The organism is Streptomyces sp. NPDC097619, from assembly GCF_040302735.1.
Taxonomy (GTDB): domain Bacteria; phylum Actinomycetota; class Actinomycetes; order Streptomycetales; family Streptomycetaceae; genus Streptomyces.
Genome location: NZ_JBEOSD010000004.1, coordinates 62,351 through 78,546 on the forward strand (window position 1 = coordinate 62,351; position 16,196 = coordinate 78,546).

A 16,196-nucleotide genomic window follows, 5' to 3' on the forward strand; every position below is an offset into this window, starting at 1 on the left:
CCGGGCCGCTCCCGGTCGCCGTCCGGGCCGGGGGTCAGTCCTCCCAGAGGGCGCCCCGGACCTCCTCCCGGCTGCTGGGCCGCAGCCCGTCCTCGTCGAGGAACAGCCACCGGGTGATGCCGAGGGACTCCAGGAAGGGCACGTCGTGGCTGGCCACCATCAGCGCCCCGGCGTACGACTCCAGTGCGGAGGTCAACTGTGCGGCGGAGGCCAGGTCCAGACTGTTGGTCGGCTCGTCCAACAGCAGGAGCTGCGGGGCCGGATCGGCCAGCAGGAGGGCGGCCAACGCGGCCCGGAAGCGTTCCCCGCCCGACAGGGTGCCCGCGAGCCGGTCGGCCCGGGCACCCCGGAACAGGAAGTGCGCCAGCCTGGCCCGGACCTGGTTGTCGGTGGCCCGGGGGGCGACCCGGGCCACGTTGTCCGCCACCGACAGGGAGTCGTCGAGGACGTCCAGGCGCTGCGGCAGGTAGCGCAGCGGCACCCGGACGGTGACCTCGCCGTCCGCCGGAGCGGCCAGCCCCGCGAGGGTCCGCAGCAGGGTGGTCTTCCCGGCGCCGTTCCGGCCCACCAGCGCGATCCGTTCCGGTCCGCGCACCTCCCAGGCCCCCGGCAGCAGGGTGCCGTGGGCGAGGCGGAGCTCGCGGGCGGTGAGCACCTCGCGGCCCGGCGGGACCTCCGTGGCGGGCAGTTCCACCCGGATCTCGCGGTCCTCCCGCACCGCCTCGGCGGCCTGGTCCAGGCGGTCACGGGCCTCGGTGAGCCGCTCGGACTGCACGGCGCGGTGCTTGCCCGCGGAGACCTGGGCCGCGCGCTTGAGGTTGCCCGCGACGATCCGCGGCACGCGGCGCTGGTCCTGCATCTTCTGCCCGTACCGCTTCCTGCGGGCCAACCGGCTCTGTGCCTCGGTCAGTTCGCGCTTCTGTCGCTGTACGTCGGCCTCGGCGACCCGGACGAGCCGCTCCGCGGTGTCCTGTTCGGCTTCCAGGATCCGTTCGTAGGCGGTGTAGTTGCCGCCGAACCAGCGGACCCCGCCCTCCCGGAGCTCCGCGATCTGGTCGACGCGGTCGAGGAGTTCGCGGTCGTGGCTGACCACCAGCATGACCCCGGACCAGGAGTCCACCGCCTCGTACAGGCGGCGCCGGGCCCGCAGGTCGAGGTTGTTGGTGGGCTCGTCCAGCAGCAGGACCGCCGGGCGCGCGAGGAGGAGGGCGGCCAGGCGCAGCAGTACCGACTCGCCGCCGGAGACGTCGCCGACGGTGCGGTCGAGACCGATGGAGCCGAGGCCGAGCTGGTCGAGGGTGGCGTGGGCGCGTTCCTCGACGTCCCAGTCCTCGCCGATGGCGGCGAAGTTCTCCTCGGTGGCCGCGCCCGCCTCGACGGCGTGCAGGGCGCGGCGGGTGGCGGCGATCCCCAGGACCTCGTCCACCCGGAGCGAGGTGTCCAGGGTGAGGGTCTGCGGGAGGTGACCGGTGGTGCCGTGGACGGTGATCCGGCCTCCGGTGGGCGTCAGTTCGCCCGCGGCCAGTTTCAACAGGGTGGACTTCCCGCTGCCGTTGAGTCCGACGAGGCCGGTCCGGCCGGTGCCGACGGTCAGGTCCAGCCCGTCGAGGACGGGGGTCCCGTCCGGCCATTCGAAGGTGAGCTCGGCGCAGGTCAGGGAGGCGTGGGAAGAGAGGGATCGTGACATAAGAGGCTCCGGTTGCGTGCGTGATGAAGGGCAACGCGTGGAGACACCAGGCCACTGGTGAGGGGCGGGTGTCTCAGAGCCGCTGGAGCAACGTCCTTCTCCGATCCGACGGGGGCAGTTCCGTCCGTGACCGTAGGCGCCGGCCGGGTGCGCACGCAACCGGATTAGGCCGCGGGTGGCTCCCGGAATGCGTCCGGGGCCCGCCGCGGGGAGGGATCAGGGGTTCCGGGGTTCCGGGGTTCCGGGGAGGGTCAGAGGGAATCGCGGAGGAGCTCGGCGAGGTCCTGGTCCATGTCCAGGTACAGGTGCTCCAGCCCGGAGGGGACCAGGGCGTCGGTGCGGTCGAGGAAACCGCGGACCTCCTCGGTTTCCATGAGCACGATGGCGATGCCCTCGGGGGCGTGGAACTCCACCACGATCCGGTCCCCGTCGTACGGGCGCACCCGGACGTCGCCGAGGCCGGTGGGCCGCTTCAGGCCCACGGTCAGCAGCTCCCGCGCGAAGGTCCAGGAGACCTCGACGCCCTCCAGGGTGGCGGGGGCGGGGAAGGACATGCGCAGGGCGAAGGGATCGGCCCGGTCGTAGCCGAGCGTGACGGGCACCGACTCGACCTTGGGGGCGGTGGCGACCAGGCGGGCCTGTACGGCTTGCTCGATGACGGTGATCAAAGCCAGCTCCCTTGCGGCGGATCTCTTGGGCACAGAGGTAGACGCAGGAACCGCCGGATCCGTGCACGCGGGCAGGGGGTGACCTGTGTCACCCCCCGGCCGGAAACCGGCCGTGCGATCGCACAGAGTGATCATCCGGCGGGCTTCGGAGGAGTTGCGGCCCCACGAGGTGGGGCTGTGGGACGGAGGAGGCGGGCGGAGGGGTCGGTCGGGGCGCGGCCGGCGGGGGCGCCGGGGGGCCCGCGCGGAAGAACGGCCGGAACCCGTCCGTACCGGCTAGGTCGTGTCTTTCGGATCTTGCCGGTCAGGCCCGCGGCGTCTGGTGCCACTGCACTCGCTGCGCTCGCTCCGTCTCGGCTCTTTGATCTCTCCTTCGGAGGCCGAGCGCATCGCAAGGCGCCGGGAAGCCCGCCTACTGGACGTAAGCGGGCTTTCCGGCAGCTCGGCCTCCAAGGTCCTCGAAGAGGAGCCGAGACGAAGCGCGGAACGCGCGCAGTGCCGCGAGGCGCGGTGCCAGGCGTCGCGGGCCAGGCAAGATCCGGAAGACACGGCCTAGCGCGGAGGTGCGGGCCCGTCTCCCGCGCACCCTGGACGGAGATCACGGAGGTGCGTTAGCTTCCGGCGCCATGAGACTTCTCCCCCTTGGCGTGTGCGCGACAGTCTTAGCGGCGGTCCTGGCGGTCCCGGCCGCCCACGCGGGCACCGGCCCGCCCTCCGGACCGGCGACACCGGGCGCCCGTGACGGCGCGGGTGTCGGCGCGGGTCTCGGGACGGAACTCCGGACGGGCGGGGTCCCCGCCGTCGGCGCCGGCGCACTCGGGACGGCGGGGGCGAAGGCCCCGCTCGGCTGGGCGCTGAAGCGGACCGGCAGCACGGCCCGGTTCCGAGGACTGGCCGCCGTGGACCGGCACACCGCCTGGGCCGCCGGCTCCCGGGGCACCGTCCTGCGCACCACCGACGGGGGGCGCCGCTGGACGGACGTCTCCCCGCCGGCCGCGGCCGGACTGGAACTGCGCGACATCGAGGCCTTCGACTCCCGCCGCGCGGTGGCCCTGTCCATCGGCGAGGGCGAGGACTCCCGGGTCTTCCGCACCGAGGACGCCGGAGCCACCTGGACCGAGACCTTCCGCAATCCCGACCCGCGGGCCTTCTACGACTGCCTGGCCTTCTTCGACTCCCGCCACGGGCTCGCCATGAGCGATCCGGTGGACGGGCGCTTCCGGATCCTGTCCACCGCCGACGGCGGGCGCTCCTGGCGGGTGCTGCCGGACCGCGGGATGCCCGCGGCGCAGCCGGGAGAGGCCGGGTTCGCGGCGAGCGGGCAGTGCCTGGTGACCGCCGGATCGCGGGACGTGTGGCTGGCCACCGGCGGCGGGACCACCGGGCGGGTGCTGCACTCCGGGGACCGCGGGCTGAACTGGACGGTCACCGAGACCACCGTGCCGGCGGGCGAGGGCGCCAAGGGCGTCTTCGGACTGGCCTTCCGGGACCGGCGCCACGGCATCGCCGTCGGCGGGGACTACCGCGCCGACCAGCCCTCGCCGCGGGCCGCAGCGGTCACCGGCGACGGCGGGCGCCGCTGGACCGCCTCGACCCGGCCGCCCGCCGCCTACCGGTCGGGCGTCACCTGGCTGCCGTACCTGCGCGCCGCCGCCCTGGCGGTCGGCCCCACCGGCACCGACCTCACCCTCGACGGGGGCCGCACCTGGCGCACCGTGGACACCGGATCCTTCGACACCGTGGACTGCACCCCGGACGGGGGCTGCTGGGCCGCGGGGGAGCAGGGGCGGCTGGCGCGACTGGAACCTGTTGCAAGGTGACATTGCGGGCTGACAGGTGACATTGCAGTTTGGCGTGTGACCGTACGCGTCCCGAGTGCGCCCACCGGGTCCGCTCCGGTCCGCGCCGACCCGAGAGGGACCGGCCCCGCCATCGCGCGGGACCGGTCCCCACCGGCCCGGGACCGGTGCGCGCGACACAGGGCCGCCGTCATCCCGGGCCGGGGTGTGCCGGGGGCCCGGATGAGGCGGCGGGAGGCTCAGAGAGCGGGGGACTCGCGGACCGTGGCCAGGTCGGAGGAGGTCTTCGTCGCGATGAACTCCGTGATCCGGTACGAGCACACCCCCGCCGTGGTGAAGGGGTCCTCGGCGGCGATCCGCTCCGCCTCGTCCCGCGAGATCCCGCCCGCGAGGATCATCCCGCCGTCCCGAGGCACCTTCCGACCGGAGGCCAGGAAGACCCCCTCCGCGTAGTGGCCGTCCAGCCAGGCGATGTGGGCGTCCATGTGCGCCTCGACCTCTTCGACGGGCGCGGTGTACGTGAGCTCCATGACGAACATGATCGTCAGGCTACTCTCGGACCACCATGACGAGCGTGAAGACCCCCGCCGACGAGGCCGAGGCCCGGGCGATACAGGACGAACTGCGGATCCGGGTCGTCCGGGACGAGGTCGGGCCGCCGCCCGGTCGCGGACTGGTCGCCGGGGTGGACGTGGCCTACGACGACGAGCAGGACGTGGTGGCGGCCGCGGCCGTGGTCCTGGACGCGGCCACCCTCGACACCGTCGAGGAGGCCACCGCCGTCGGCCGGGTGGCCTTCCCCTACATACCCGGGCTGCTGGCCTTCCGCGAACTGCCCACCGTGCTCGCCGCCCTGGACGCCCTCACCGCCGTCCCCGCCCTCGTCGTCTGCGACGGCTACGGCATCGCCCACCCCCGCGGCTTCGGACTCGCCAGCCACCTCGGCGTGATCACCGGACTGCCCACGATCGGGGTCGCGAAGAATCCGTTCACCTTCACCGTCGAACCCCTCGGCACGGACCGCGGCCGCACCTCCGCCCTCCGCGCCGTCGACGGGGCCGAAGTGGGCCGGGCCCTGCGCACCCAGGCCGGGATCAAGCCGGTCTACGTCTCCGTCGGGCACCGGGTCTCCCTGGACAACGCCTGCGCCCACACCCTCGCCCTCAGCCCCCGCTACCGGATCCCCGAGAGCACCCGGCTCGCCGACGCCCTGTGCCGTCGGGCCCTGCGCGAAGCCCGGGGCTGACCGGGCGCGGCGAGCCGTGGCGCGGGACGGTGTGCCGTCACGGGGGAGAGGTGACGGTGTGACCGTGCAACTTCACATGTGAACCCGCAACCTGACATGTGAACCCGCAACCTCACATGCCCCGCCCGCCCGCTTCGGTCGCCCCCCTCAGCCCGTTTCCCGCACGTCCGCCACCCGGAAGACGATGCCCGCCGCCCGCAGTCGCTCGGTGAGGGCATCACCCATCGCCACCGCCGTGGTCACCTGCCCCGCCGTGACGGGCAGTTCGTCGTGGGCCAGGCACAGCGCGGCCTCGGCCAGCATCTTGGCCGTCTCCCCGTACCCCGGGTCCCCGCCCGAGACCTCCGTGAACACCCGCCGGCCCCCGCCCTCCCCGACGAACCGCACGGTGAACCAGCTGCGGGCCCGACGCTCCGCGTCCGGACCGGTGCCCGGCTCCATCAGTCCCATCAGCCGCCGCCGCGCCGGCGGGAGCTGGGCCAGGGCCGCCGCCGCACCCACGGCGACCGTCCCGCCCAGCAGCACCGGCAGGGTCTTCACCGAGGCGTAGTGCCGGTAGCGGAAGTCGGGCCCGTACCGGTCCAGGGCGGCGGCCGACCGGGCCACGATCCGCGGGTCGAGCGTGGGCAGCGGGACCGCCCAGGTGCCCGTCTCGCGGCTGAACCGCGGCGCGCCCAGCGGGGCCCGGGCCCGACGGCCGAACAGCCGGGGCTCGTGCAGCCGCCGCTCCCGGGCCGCGCGCAGGGTCTGCGGGCCGCGGGCCAGGACGGTGAGGGCGGAGGAGAGGGTGCCTCCGGAGACGAAGGCGTCGGAGCGGACGAACGCGTCCACGCGCAGGGGTACGCCCTCGGGGAGCTGCCGCACCGTGAAGTAGGCGCCCAGGTCGTGCGGGACGGAGTCGAAGCCGCAGGCGTGAACGATCCGGGCGCCGGTCTCGCGGGCCCGGGCGTCCTGCTCCACGTAGGTCCGGTCCACGAACTCCGGCTCCCCGGTGAGGTCCAGGTAGTCGGTGCCCTCGGCGGCGCAGGCCGCGACCAGCCCGGAGCCGTACCAGACGTACGGCCCCACGGTGGTGGCCAGGACCCGGGTGGAGGCGGCGAGTTCGCGGAGGGAGCCCGGGTCCTCGGCGTCGGCGCGCAAGAGCGGGAGGTCGGCCAGGGCCGGGTTCAGTTCCGTGAGGGACTCCCGCAGCCGTTCCAGCCGGCCGGTGCTGCGTCCGGCGACGGCCCAGCGGCAGCCGGCGGGCGCGTGCTCGGCGAGGTAGCGGGCCGTCAGCTCCCCGACGAATCCGGTGGCCCCGAAGAGCACGAGGTCGTACGCCCGCTCGGGCGCCTCCTGTGGGTTCATGACGGCTTCATCCCCGCTCCTGACGGCTGTTGGTGGTGGCCGAGGCTAGCGTGAGCGGGAAACGGGCGTGCGAGCAGGGAGGGCCGGCGGTGGCGAAGGACGTGCGGACGTGGGAGCGGGTGAGGGCCTTCGCCCTGGGGCTGCCAGGGGCGGTGCAGGAGTTCCCGTGGGGTCCGGAGGACCGCGTGGTCAAGGTCAACAAGAAGATCTTCGTCTTCCTGGGTGACGTGGCGGGGGAGCGCCCGCTGTCGGTGACCGTCAAGCTCAAGGACGAGGACGTGCACGGGCACGCGATGACCATGCCGGGCGCGGAGCCGGCCGGTTACGGGCTGGGCCGTTCGGGCTGGGTGTCGGTGCCGCTGGCGCCGGCGGGGGCGCCTTCCGCGGCGGTGCTGTGCGAGTGGGTGGAGGAGAGCTACCGGACGGTCGCGCCGAAGAGCCTGGTCAAGGAGTGGGACGCGGGGCGGGGCTGAGAGGGGCCCGCGGCCCCGCCGGCCCGCGGGCCCCGGTCCGCTCGGCGGCGGGCGGTGACGGTCCGGCGGTCGCGGCGGGAAATCGCCTGAGCGCTTGCTCGTCCGGGGGTTGTGCTCACTGGAACGCGTTCCTAGCATCACTGGTGTTACATCAGTTGTGTCACATACCTGGGTACCTGGGGGCTCGATGGCAGTGACAGAGGACCGCGGCGCCGCCGGGACCGGTCCGCTCGCCGGGGTGCGGGTGGTCGAGCTCGCGGGCATCGGGCCGGGCCCCTTCGCGGCCATGCTCCTGGCCGACCTGGGGGCCGACGTGGTGCGGGTGGACCGGCCGGGCGGCGGCGCCCTGGCGGTGAACCCGGCGTACGACGTCACCAACCGGAACAAGCGCTCGGTGCTGGTGGACCTCAAGGCCCCCGACGGGCCGGAGCGGGTGCTCGCCCTCGTCGAACGGGCCGACGTGCTCATCGAGGGCTTCCGTCCCGGGGTCGCCGAACGCCTCGGGGTGGGCCCGGAGCAGTGCCGGTCCCGCAATCCCCGCCTGGTGTACGGGCGGATGACCGGCTGGGGCCAGGAGGGCCCCCTCGCCCCGCGCGCGGGCCACGACATCGGCTACATCGCGGTGACCGGGGCCCTGGGCATGATCGGCCCGCCGGACGGCCCCCCGGCGGTCCCCGCGAACCTGGTCGGGGACTACGCGGGCGGCTCCCTGTACCTGGTGGTGGGGGTGCTCGCGGCCCTCCAGCACGCCCGGACCACCGGCGAGGGCCAGACCGTGGACGCCGCCATCGTGGACGGCACCGCCCACCTCACCTCGATGATCCACGGCATGCTCGCGGCCGGCGGCTGGCAGGACCGGCGCGGGGCCAACCTCCTCGACGGCGGCTGTCCCTTCTACGGCACGTACGGCACGGCCGACGGCGGGTTCATGGCGGTGGGGGCGCTGGAGCCGCAGTTCTACGAGGAGTTCGTGCGGCTCCTCGGTCTGGGAGAGCTCGCCCCGGCCCGGAAGGACCTGGCCCGCTGGGGCGAGCTGCGGGAGGCCGTCACGGCCGCCTTCCTGACCCGGACCCGCGCCGCGTGGACGGCCGTGTTCGAGGACTCGGACGCCTGCGTGGCACCCGTCCTCTCGCTGCGGGAGGCCCCCGGGCACCCGCACCTGGCGGCCCGCGGCACCTTCACGGAGTCCGCCGGCATCGTCCAGCCCGCCCCCGCCCCGCGCTTCTCGGCCACCCCCACGACGGTGCGCCGCGGCCCGGCCCTGCCCGGGGCCGACACCGCCGAGGTGGCCCGGGACTGGGGGCTGCCCGCGCTCACCGACGCTCCCGCGGCGGCGGAGCCGTCCGTCGCACCCGCCCCGCCCGGCGGGGCCGCCCCGCACCCGGGCCCCGTACCCACCGAAGAGCCCGCGCCGGACGGCGGGCCGCGGCACCGAACTCTGGAGGACCGATGAAGCGGCAGATCTTCGACGCGGGACACGAGGCGTTCCGGGGGACCGTCCGCACCTTCCTGTCCAAGGAGGTGCTGCCGCACTACGAGGAGTGGGAGCGGGAGGGCATCGTCAGCCGCGAGGCGTGGCTCGCCGCCGGACGGCAGGGGCTGCTGGGCATGGCGGTCCCGGAGGAGTACGGCGGCGGAGGGAACCCGGACTTCCGGTACGCGGTCGTGCTGGCCGAGGAGTTCGTCCGGGCCGGCACCCCCGGATTCGCGGTCGGCCTGCACAACGACATCATCGGCCCCTACCTGACCTCCCTCGGCACCGAGGAGCAGAAGCGCCGCTGGCTGCCCGGATTCTGCAGCGGCGAGCTGATCTCGGCGATCGCGATGACGGAGCCGGGCGCCGGCTCCGACCTCCAGGGGATCCGGACCACGGCGGAGGACCGCGGGGACCACTGGCTCCTCAACGGTTCCAAGACCTTCATCTCCAACGGGATCCTCGCCGACCTGGTCGTGGTGGTGGCCCGGACCACCCCGGAGGGCGGGGCGCACGGGCTGTCCCTGCTGGTGGTGGAGCGGGGGGCGGAGGGCTTCGAGCGGGGCCGCAACCTCGACAAGATCGGCCAGAAGTCCCAGGACACCGCGGAGTTGTTCTTCCGGGACGTCCGGGTGCCGAAGGAGAACCTCCTCGGCGAGGAGAACGGCGCCTTCGTCCACCTGATGACGAACCTCGCCCAGGAGCGGCTGGCGATCGCGGTCTCCGCGATCGCCGCGGCCGAGCACCTGGTGGAGATCACCACCGGGTACGTGAAGGACCGCGAGGCGTTCGGGCGGCCGCTGGCCAAGCTCCAGCACGTGCGGTTCGAGATCGCGGAGATGGCCACCGAGTGCGCCGTCACCCGTACCTTCCTGGACCGTTGCGTCACCGAGCACGGGGAGGGCGGGCTGGACGCGGTGCACGCCTCGATGGCCAAGTGGTGGGCCACCGAACTCCAGAAGCGGGTCACCGACCGCTGCCTCCAGCTGCACGGCGGCTACGGCTACATGAACGAGTACCGGGTCGCGCGGGCCTTCACCGACGGCCGCATCCAGACCATCTACGGCGGCACGACCGAGATCATGAAGGAGATCATCGGCCGGTCCCTCCTCGGCTGACCGCCGGCGCCGCCCCCGCGCGGCGCCCTCCATCCCGGCGGTCGCGCCCGCCCGACCCCCGGTTCCCCTCCCCGGCTCCCTCCCCGAAAGGCTTACCAGTGAGCACCGAAGCGTACGTGTACGACGCGATCCGCACCCCGCGCGGACGCGGCAAGGCCAACGGGTCCCTGCACGGCACCAAGCCCATCGACCTGGTGACCGGTCTGATCACGGCCCTGCGTGACCGGAACCCGGAGCTGGACCCGGGGACGATCGACGACATCGTGCTCGGCGTGGTCGGCCCGGTGGGCGACCAGGGTTCGGACATCGCCCGGATCGCGGCCCTCGCCGCGGGTCTGCCGGACACCGTGGCAGGGGTGCAGGAGAACCGCTTCTGTGCTTCGGGTCTGGAGGCCGTCAACATGGCCGCCGCGAAGATCCGTTCCGGCTGGGAGGACCTGGTCCTGGCGGGCGGGGTGGAGTCCATGTCGCGGGTGCCGATGGCCTCCGACGGCGGGGCGTGGTTCGCGGACCCGATGACCAACCACACGGTGAACTTCGTGCCGCAGGGCATCGGCGCCGACCTGATCGCGACCCTGGGCGGCTTCACCCGCCGGGACGTGGACGAGTACGCGGCCCTGTCGCAGGAGCGGGCGGCGACGGCCTGGAAGGAGGGCCGGTTCGGCCGCTCCGTGGTGCCCGTCACCGACCGCTCCGGGCTGGTGGTCCTCGACCACGACGAGCACATGAGGCCCGGCACCACGGCGGACTCCCTGGCCCGGCTGAAGCCCTCCTTCGCCGACATCGGCGACCTGGGCGGCTTCGACGCGGTGGCCCTGCAGAAGTACCACTGGGTGGAGAAGATCGACCACGTGCACCACGCGGGCAACTCCTCCGGGATCGTGGACGGCGCGGCGCTGGTGGCCATCGGCTCCCGCGAGGCGGGGGAGCGCAACGGGCTGCGCCCGCGCGCCCGGATCGTCTCCGCGGCCGTCTCCGGCTCGGAGCCCACCATCATGCTGACCGGCCCCGCCCCCGCCACCCGCAAGGCCCTCGCCAAGGCCGGGTTGGAGATCGGCGACATCGACCTCATCGAGATCAACGAGGCCTTCGCCGGGGTGGTGCTCCGCTTCGCCGCGGACATGGGCATCGGCCTGGACCGGATCAACGTCAACGGCGGGGCCATCGCCCTGGGGCACCCGCTGGGCGCCACCGGCGCGATGATCCTCGGCACCCTGGTGGACGAGCTGGAGCGGCAGGACAAGCGCTACGGCCTCGCGACCCTGTGCGTGGGCGGCGGCATGGGCATCGCCACCGTCGTCGAACGCGTCTGACCCCTCCTGTCCCCAGTCACCCCTCCAGGAATCCGAGGAAGCAGTCACATGAGCGAGACCGGCACGATCCGCTGGGAACAGGACGAGACCGGCGTCGTCACCCTCGTGCTCGACGACCCCGCCCAGTCCGCCAACACCATGAACCAGGCGTTCAAGGCGTCCATCGCCGCCGTCGCCGAACGGGCCGAGGCGGAGAAGGAATCCATCCGCGGCATCGTCTTCACCTCCGCCAAGAAGACCTTCTTCGCGGGCGGTGACCTCAAGGAGATGATCCGGCTGCGGCCGGAGGACGCGCAGATCGCCTTCGACACCGGCACCGCCATCAAGGCATCCCTGCGCCGCATCGAGACCCTGGGCGTGCCCGTGGTCGCCGCCATCAACGGGGCCGCGCTGGGCGGCGGTTACGAGATCGCCCTGGCCTGTCACCACCGGGTGGCCCTCGACGCCCCCGGCTCCAAGATCGGCCTGCCCGAGGTCACCCTCGGGCTGCTGCCGGCGGGCGGCGGGGTCACCCGTACGGTCCGGCTGATGGGCATCGCGGACGCCCTGCTGAAGGTGCTGCTCCAGGGCACCCAGTACAGCCCGCGGCGGGCCCTGGAGAACGGCCTCGTGCACGAACTGGCCGCCACCCCGGAGGAGATGCTCGCCAAGGCGCGGGCCTTCATCGACGCCCACCCCGAGTCCCGGCAGCCCTGGGACGTGCCCGGCTACCGGATCCCCGGCGGCACCCCGGCCAACCCGCGGTTCGCCGCGAACCTGCCCGCCTTCCCCGCCAACCTGAAGAAGCAGCTGGCGGGCGCCCCGTACCCGGCCCCGCGCAACATCCTCGCGGCGGCGGTCGAGGGCTCCCAGGTGGACTTCGAGACCGCGCTGGTCATCGAGGCCCGGTACTTCACCGAGCTGGTCACCGGGCAGACCGCCAAGAACATGATCCAGGCGTTCTTCTTCGACCTGCAGGCGGTCAACTCGGGCCAGTCCCGGCCGAAGGGCGTGCCCCCGCGGCCGGTCCGCAAGGTGGCCGTGCTCGGCGCCGGGATGATGGGCGCGGGCATCGCCTACTCCTGCGCGAAGGCCGGCATCGAGGTGGTCCTGAAGGACGTCACCGCGGAGGCCGCCGCCAAGGGCAAGGGGTACGCGGAGAAGCTGTTGGCGAAGGCCCTGTCGCGGGGTCGGACCACCGAGGCGGCCCGGGACGCGCTCCTCGCCCTGATCACCCCGACCGCGGAGGTCGCCGACCTCGCCGGCTGCGACGCGGTGATCGAGGCGGTGTTCGAGGACACCGCCCTCAAGCACAAGGTGTTCCAGGAGATCCAGGACGTGGTGGCGCCGGACGCGCTGCTGTGCTCGAACACCTCCACCCTGCCCATCACCGGGCTCGCCGAAGGGGTGTCCCGCCCGGCCGACTTCATCGGACTGCACTTCTTCTCCCCGGTGGACAAGATGCCGCTGGTCGAGATCATCAAGGGCCGGGACACCGGGGACGAGGCCCTGGCCCGCGCCTTCGACCTGGTCCGGCAGATCCGCAAGACCCCCATCGTGGTCGGTGACTCCCGCGGCTTCTTCACCTCCCGGGTGATCGGCCAGTTCATCAACGAGGGCGTGGCGATGATCGGCGAGGGCGTGGAGCCCGCTTCGGTGGAACAGGCCGCCGCCCAGGCCGGGTACCCCGCCAAGGTGCTCTCCCTGATGGACGAGCTGACCCTCACCCTGCCCCGCAAGATCCGGGACGAGACCCGCCGGGCCTTCGAGGCCGAGGGCCGCACCTGGGCCGAGCACCCCGCGGACCGGGTCATCGACCGCATGGTCGACGAGTTCGGGCGTCCCGGCCGCAGCGGCGGGGCCGGCTTCTACGAGTACGAGGACGGCAAGCGCACCCGGCTGTGGCCGGGACTGCGCGAGCACTTCACCGCGCCGGGCACCGACATCCCCTTCGAGGACATGAAGGAGCGGATGCTCTTCGCGGAGGCCCTGGACACCGTCCGCCTCTTCGAGGAGGGCGTGCTCACCTCGGTGGCCGACGCCAACATCGGCTCCATCATGGGCATCGGCTTCCCCGCCTGGACCGGCGGTGTCATCCAGTACGTCAACGGCTACGAGGGCGGCCCGGCCGGCTTCGTGGCCCGGGCCCGTGAGCTCGCCGCCGCCTACGGGGAGCGCTTCGAGCCGCCGGCGCTGCTGGTGGAGAAGGCCGAGCGCGGGGAGCGCTTCACCGACTGACCCCGGCGCCGCCCGCGCCGCGTCCGGCGCGGGCGGGCCCGACCGGGTGCGGCCCGCACCGGCCCGGTCGGGCCGGCCCCGTCGCGTGGGCCGGGAACGGAAGGGCCGCGCGGGACCCGTCAGGTCCCGCCGGGGGAGTCCTCCGAGGCGAAGGCCGCCCGCAGTTCCTCGCGCAGGGACCGCTGGAAGGCCGTCACCAGTGCCTGCACCACCAACGGCTGCATGTGCGCCGACAACGCCTTCATCGACTCCACCCGCTCCGGATCGTCCTCGCCCTCACGGAACGGCCCCCACACCTCGTCCCGGAACAGCGCCGTCAACTCGTGCGCCGTGCCCCGCGCGTGCTCCAGCAGCACCCGGCGGGCCGCCAGCACGGTCCCGTACGCGATCGGCACGTCCAGCAGGGCCACGCCCAGCCGCAGCAGCGCCGGGTCCACCCGGTACCCCGCACCCGCCGGGCGGACCACGTCCATCGCCGCCAGCCGCTCCAGGTCCCCGTCCGGCAGCTCCCGGCCCGCCCGCTTCTCCAACTCCTCCCGCGTGATCTCCCGCGCCGGATCCGGGGACCAACTGGCCACCAGGGCGCGGTGGATCGCCAGGTCGTGGGCGCTCAGGTCCTCGGGCAGGGCGTCCAGGTACCGCTCGATCGCGGACAGGGTCATGCCCTGCGTCTGGAGCTCCTCGATCAGCGCCAGCCGTGACAGGTGCTCGGGCCCGTACCGCCCCACCCGGCGGGGGCCGATCACGGGAGGGGGCAAAAGCCCGCGGGTGCTGTAGAACCGTACGGTACGGACGGTGACACCGGCCCGCGCGGCGAGCTCGTCGACGGTGAGCGCGGGCTCCTGCGCCTCGGGGGTCATCGGCTGTGCCTCGCTCTCTGATCACTCCGCTTCAGGTTCAACAGTATTGCTGTCGCACCAACGATGTGAAACGGCCAGGAGCTGCCCATGCCCACGAAACTGCGACTGCCCGGAACCGCCGAGACCCTCACCCTGCCCGACCTGCTCGCCCGCAACGCCGCCGAGTACGGCGGGCTCCCCGCCCTGTCCTGGCGCGAGGGATCCGACTGGACCACGTTGGACTGGGACGAGGTCCGCCACCGCACCGCCGTCCTCGCCGCCGGGTACGCCGCCCTCGGCGTGACCCGCGGGGAACACGTCCTCATCATGATGGGGAACCGGGCCGAGCACTGGCTCAGCGACCTCGCCCTCGTCCACCTCGGCGCCGTCCCCGTCACCGTGTACGGCACCTCCGCGCCCGAGCAGATCGCCCACATCGCCCGCCACAGCCGGGCCCGCTTCGCCCTCCTCGAAGGGGCCCGCGAACTCTCCCGCTGGGAACCCCTCCTTGACGACCCGGACACCCCCCTCGAACGCCTCGTCGTCGCCGAACCCGCCGAAGCGGGCCGTCACACCACGTACTCCTCCCTCTACAGCAGCGGCCTGCGCCTCTACCGCCCCGAGGAGTTCGAACGGATCCGCTCCCAGGCCCGCCCCGAGGACCCGCTGACCGTCGTCTACACCTCCGGCACCACCGGCGAGCCCAAGGGCGTGCCCCTCACCCACCGCAACATCTGGCTCCAGGCCGTCCGCCTCGACCGCCACGTCGACCTCCCCGAACACGCCGAGCACCTCTGCTACCTGCCCTTCGCCCACATCGCCGAACGCATCCTCGGGATCTACCTGCCGCTGCTGCGGGCCGCGCACGTCCGGCTCTGCGCCGACCCCACCACCGTCGCCGCCGCCGTCCGTGAACTGCGCCCGGTGCAGTTCTTCGGCGTCCCCCGGGTCTGGGAGAAGCTGGCCGCCTCCGTACGGGCCGTCCTCGGCCGCCTCCCGCAGGAGCAACAGGACGCCATCGCCGCCGCCAACACCGTGGCCCGGGAGAGGGCCGCGCACCGCGAGCGCGGCCGGGAACTCCCCGCCGACCTCGACCGCGCCTACACCCGCGCCAAGGAACAGGTCCTCGACCCGCTGCTCTCCCTCGCCGGACTGGACCGGCTGGTGTGGACGGCCAGCGCCACCGCGCCGATGCCCGTGGACGTCACCCGCTTCTGGGCCGGCTGGGGGATCACGATCATGGACGCCTGGGGGCTGACCGAGACCTCCGGGGTCTGCACCGTCAACAGCCCGGACTCCTTCCGCCTCGGCTCCGTCGGCCGCCCCATCGACGGCCTCGACCTGCGCATCGCCGAGGACGGCGAGATCCTGGCCCGCGGCGCCACCGTCTTCGCCGGCTACCTGCGCCCCGACGGGAGCCTGGACCCCGCCTGCGACCCGGAGGGCTGGTTCGCCACCGGCGACGTGGGCCGCGTCGACGAGGACGGGTTCCTCTGGATCACCGACCGCAAGAAGGAACTGATCGTCACCTCCACCGGCAAGAACGTCTCGCCCGCCCTGGTGGAGAACACCGTCAAGGAGCACCCCCTCATCGGCCAGGCCCTGGTGCACGGAGACGGCCGCTCCTACCTGGTGGGGCTGCTCGTCCTCGACCCGGAGCTGGCCCCCGCCTGGGCCGCCGCCCGCGGCATCGAGGCCGAGGGCACCGCCGCGCTGGCCGCGCACCCGCGGATCCACGAGGAGGTGGCCCGCGCCGTCGAGGCCGCCAACGCCCGGCTCAACCGCACCGAGCAGATCAAGAAGTACCGCATCCTCGCCTCCGAATGGGGCCCGGAGACCGGGGAGCTGACCCCCTCGCTGAAGCTGCGCCGCCGGGTGGTCCGGGACCGGTACGCGCGGATCATCGACGAGATGTACGCCGAGTAGGCGCACCGCCGCACCGCCGCCCCCATGTCGGCCCGCCCGCCCCGCCCGTCCCCGCTCACCCGTTCGGCCGTCCCGGGCGGCGCCGGGGC

At 73.6% G+C, this 16,196-nt stretch carries 13 protein-coding genes; 8 read left to right on the top strand and 5 right to left on the bottom strand.

Going from position 1 to position 16,196, the window contains the following annotated elements:
* Nucleotides 1–34: 34 nt before the first annotated feature.
* Both ABTZ17_RS02080 and ssgD read right to left on the bottom strand, forming a co-directional pair.
* Entirely contained in the window at nucleotides 35–1,687 is a 1,653-nt protein-coding gene (locus ABTZ17_RS02080) for an ABC-F family ATP-binding cassette domain-containing protein (RefSeq protein ID WP_352193581.1), read from the bottom strand.
* 251 nt (nucleotides 1,688–1,938) lie between these two features.
* Nucleotides 1,939–2,355, bottom strand: coding sequence for a spore wall synthesis regulator SsgD (ssgD, locus tag ABTZ17_RS02075; RefSeq protein ID WP_352193580.1), 417 nt, complete (start codon nucleotides 2,353–2,355; stop codon nucleotides 1,939–1,941).
* A 626-nt stretch (nucleotides 2,356–2,981) separates the two neighbouring features.
* Between ssgD and ABTZ17_RS02070 the strand changes: the two genes are divergently transcribed.
* On the top strand, nucleotides 2,982–4,175 hold the full coding sequence (locus tag ABTZ17_RS02070) for a WD40/YVTN/BNR-like repeat-containing protein (protein ID WP_352193579.1): 1,194 nt from the start codon (nucleotides 2,982–2,984) through the stop codon (nucleotides 4,173–4,175).
* 218 nt (nucleotides 4,176–4,393) lie between these two features.
* Here ABTZ17_RS02070 and ABTZ17_RS02065 read toward each other — a convergent pair whose 3' ends face one another.
* Nucleotides 4,394–4,693 carry a YciI family protein gene (locus ABTZ17_RS02065; protein ID WP_352193578.1) on the bottom strand — a complete coding sequence of 100 codons (300 nt, stop codon included), beginning with the start codon at nucleotides 4,691–4,693 and terminating at the stop codon, nucleotides 4,394–4,396.
* Between the two features lie 26 nt (nucleotides 4,694–4,719).
* Here ABTZ17_RS02065 and ABTZ17_RS02060 point away from each other — a divergent pair, with 26 nt between their 5' ends.
* Complete coding sequence (locus ABTZ17_RS02060) at nucleotides 4,720–5,400, top strand: endonuclease V (protein WP_352193577.1); 681 nt, start codon at nucleotides 4,720–4,722, stop codon at nucleotides 5,398–5,400.
* Nucleotides 5,401–5,547: 147 nt separating this feature from the next.
* Here the strand turns inward: ABTZ17_RS02060 and ABTZ17_RS02055 are convergent, their stop codons facing one another.
* Complete coding sequence (locus ABTZ17_RS02055) at nucleotides 5,548–6,747, bottom strand: saccharopine dehydrogenase family protein (RefSeq protein ID WP_352193576.1); 1,200 nt, start codon at nucleotides 6,745–6,747, stop codon at nucleotides 5,548–5,550.
* 89 nt (nucleotides 6,748–6,836) lie between these two features.
* Here ABTZ17_RS02055 and ABTZ17_RS02050 point away from each other — a divergent pair, with 89 nt between their 5' ends.
* From ABTZ17_RS02050 to ABTZ17_RS02030, 5 genes are all read left to right on the top strand, one after another.
* Entirely contained in the window at nucleotides 6,837–7,220 is a 384-nt protein-coding gene (locus ABTZ17_RS02050; RefSeq protein WP_352193575.1) for an MmcQ/YjbR family DNA-binding protein, read from the top strand.
* Nucleotides 7,221–7,407: 187 nt separating this feature from the next.
* Entirely contained in the window at nucleotides 7,408–8,673 is a 1,266-nt protein-coding gene (locus ABTZ17_RS02045; protein ID WP_352193574.1) for a CaiB/BaiF CoA transferase family protein, read from the top strand.
* The gene (locus tag ABTZ17_RS02040; RefSeq protein ID WP_352193573.1) at nucleotides 8,670–9,812 is read left to right on the top strand and encodes an acyl-CoA dehydrogenase family protein; all 1,143 of its coding nucleotides are present in this window, start codon (nucleotides 8,670–8,672) and stop codon (nucleotides 9,810–9,812) included. The genes ABTZ17_RS02045 and ABTZ17_RS02040 overlap by 4 nt, the downstream gene beginning before the upstream one ends.
* 98 nt (nucleotides 9,813–9,910) lie before the next feature.
* Nucleotides 9,911–11,125 (top strand): acetyl-CoA C-acetyltransferase, encoded by a 1,215-nt coding sequence (locus ABTZ17_RS02035; RefSeq protein WP_352193572.1) that lies wholly within the window; start codon nucleotides 9,911–9,913, stop codon nucleotides 11,123–11,125.
* 48 nt (nucleotides 11,126–11,173) lie between these two features.
* Nucleotides 11,174–13,342, top strand: a complete 2,169-nt coding sequence (locus tag ABTZ17_RS02030; protein WP_352193571.1) for a 3-hydroxyacyl-CoA dehydrogenase NAD-binding domain-containing protein — start codon at nucleotides 11,174–11,176, stop codon at nucleotides 13,340–13,342.
* Between the two features lie 119 nt (nucleotides 13,343–13,461).
* On the opposite strand, the gene ABTZ17_RS02025 is transcribed toward ABTZ17_RS02030, so the two are convergent.
* Entirely contained in the window at nucleotides 13,462–14,202 is a 741-nt protein-coding gene (locus tag ABTZ17_RS02025) for a MerR family transcriptional regulator (RefSeq protein ID WP_352193570.1), read from the bottom strand.
* A gap of 87 nt (nucleotides 14,203–14,289) precedes the next feature.
* Here ABTZ17_RS02025 and ABTZ17_RS02020 point away from each other — a divergent pair, with 87 nt between their 5' ends.
* Complete coding sequence (locus tag ABTZ17_RS02020; protein ID WP_352193569.1) at nucleotides 14,290–16,107, top strand: AMP-dependent synthetase/ligase; 1,818 nt, start codon at nucleotides 14,290–14,292, stop codon at nucleotides 16,105–16,107.
* The last annotated feature ends 89 nt before the right edge of the window (nucleotides 16,108–16,196 follow it).

What these genes read in the sequence shown, in the direction of transcription:
- ABTZ17_RS02070 (WP_352193579.1), top strand. Translation starts at nt 2,982, where the DNA reads ATGAGACTTCTCCCCCTTGGCGTGTGCGCGACAGTCTTAGCGGCGGTC.
- ABTZ17_RS02030 (WP_352193571.1), top strand. Translation starts at nt 11,174, where the DNA reads ATGAGCGAGACCGGCACGATCCGCTGGGAACAGGACGAGACCGGCGTC.
- ABTZ17_RS02020 (WP_352193569.1), top strand. Translation starts at nt 14,290, where the DNA reads ATGCCCACGAAACTGCGACTGCCCGGAACCGCCGAGACCCTCACCCTG.
- ABTZ17_RS02055 (WP_352193576.1), bottom strand. Translation starts at nt 6,747, where the DNA reads ATGAACCCACAGGAGGCGCCCGAGCGGGCGTACGACCTCGTGCTCTTC.
- ABTZ17_RS02040 (WP_352193573.1), top strand. Translation starts at nt 8,670, where the DNA reads ATGAAGCGGCAGATCTTCGACGCGGGACACGAGGCGTTCCGGGGGACC.
- ABTZ17_RS02025 (WP_352193570.1), bottom strand. Translation starts at nt 14,202, where the DNA reads ATGACCCCCGAGGCGCAGGAGCCCGCGCTCACCGTCGACGAGCTCGCC.
- ABTZ17_RS02060 (WP_352193577.1), top strand. Translation starts at nt 4,720, where the DNA reads ATGACGAGCGTGAAGACCCCCGCCGACGAGGCCGAGGCCCGGGCGATA.
- ABTZ17_RS02080 (WP_352193581.1), bottom strand. Translation starts at nt 1,687, where the DNA reads ATGTCACGATCCCTCTCTTCCCACGCCTCCCTGACCTGCGCCGAGCTC.
- ABTZ17_RS02045 (WP_352193574.1), top strand. Translation starts at nt 7,408, where the DNA reads ATGGCAGTGACAGAGGACCGCGGCGCCGCCGGGACCGGTCCGCTCGCC.
- ABTZ17_RS02065 (WP_352193578.1), bottom strand. Translation starts at nt 4,693, where the DNA reads ATGTTCGTCATGGAGCTCACGTACACCGCGCCCGTCGAAGAGGTCGAG.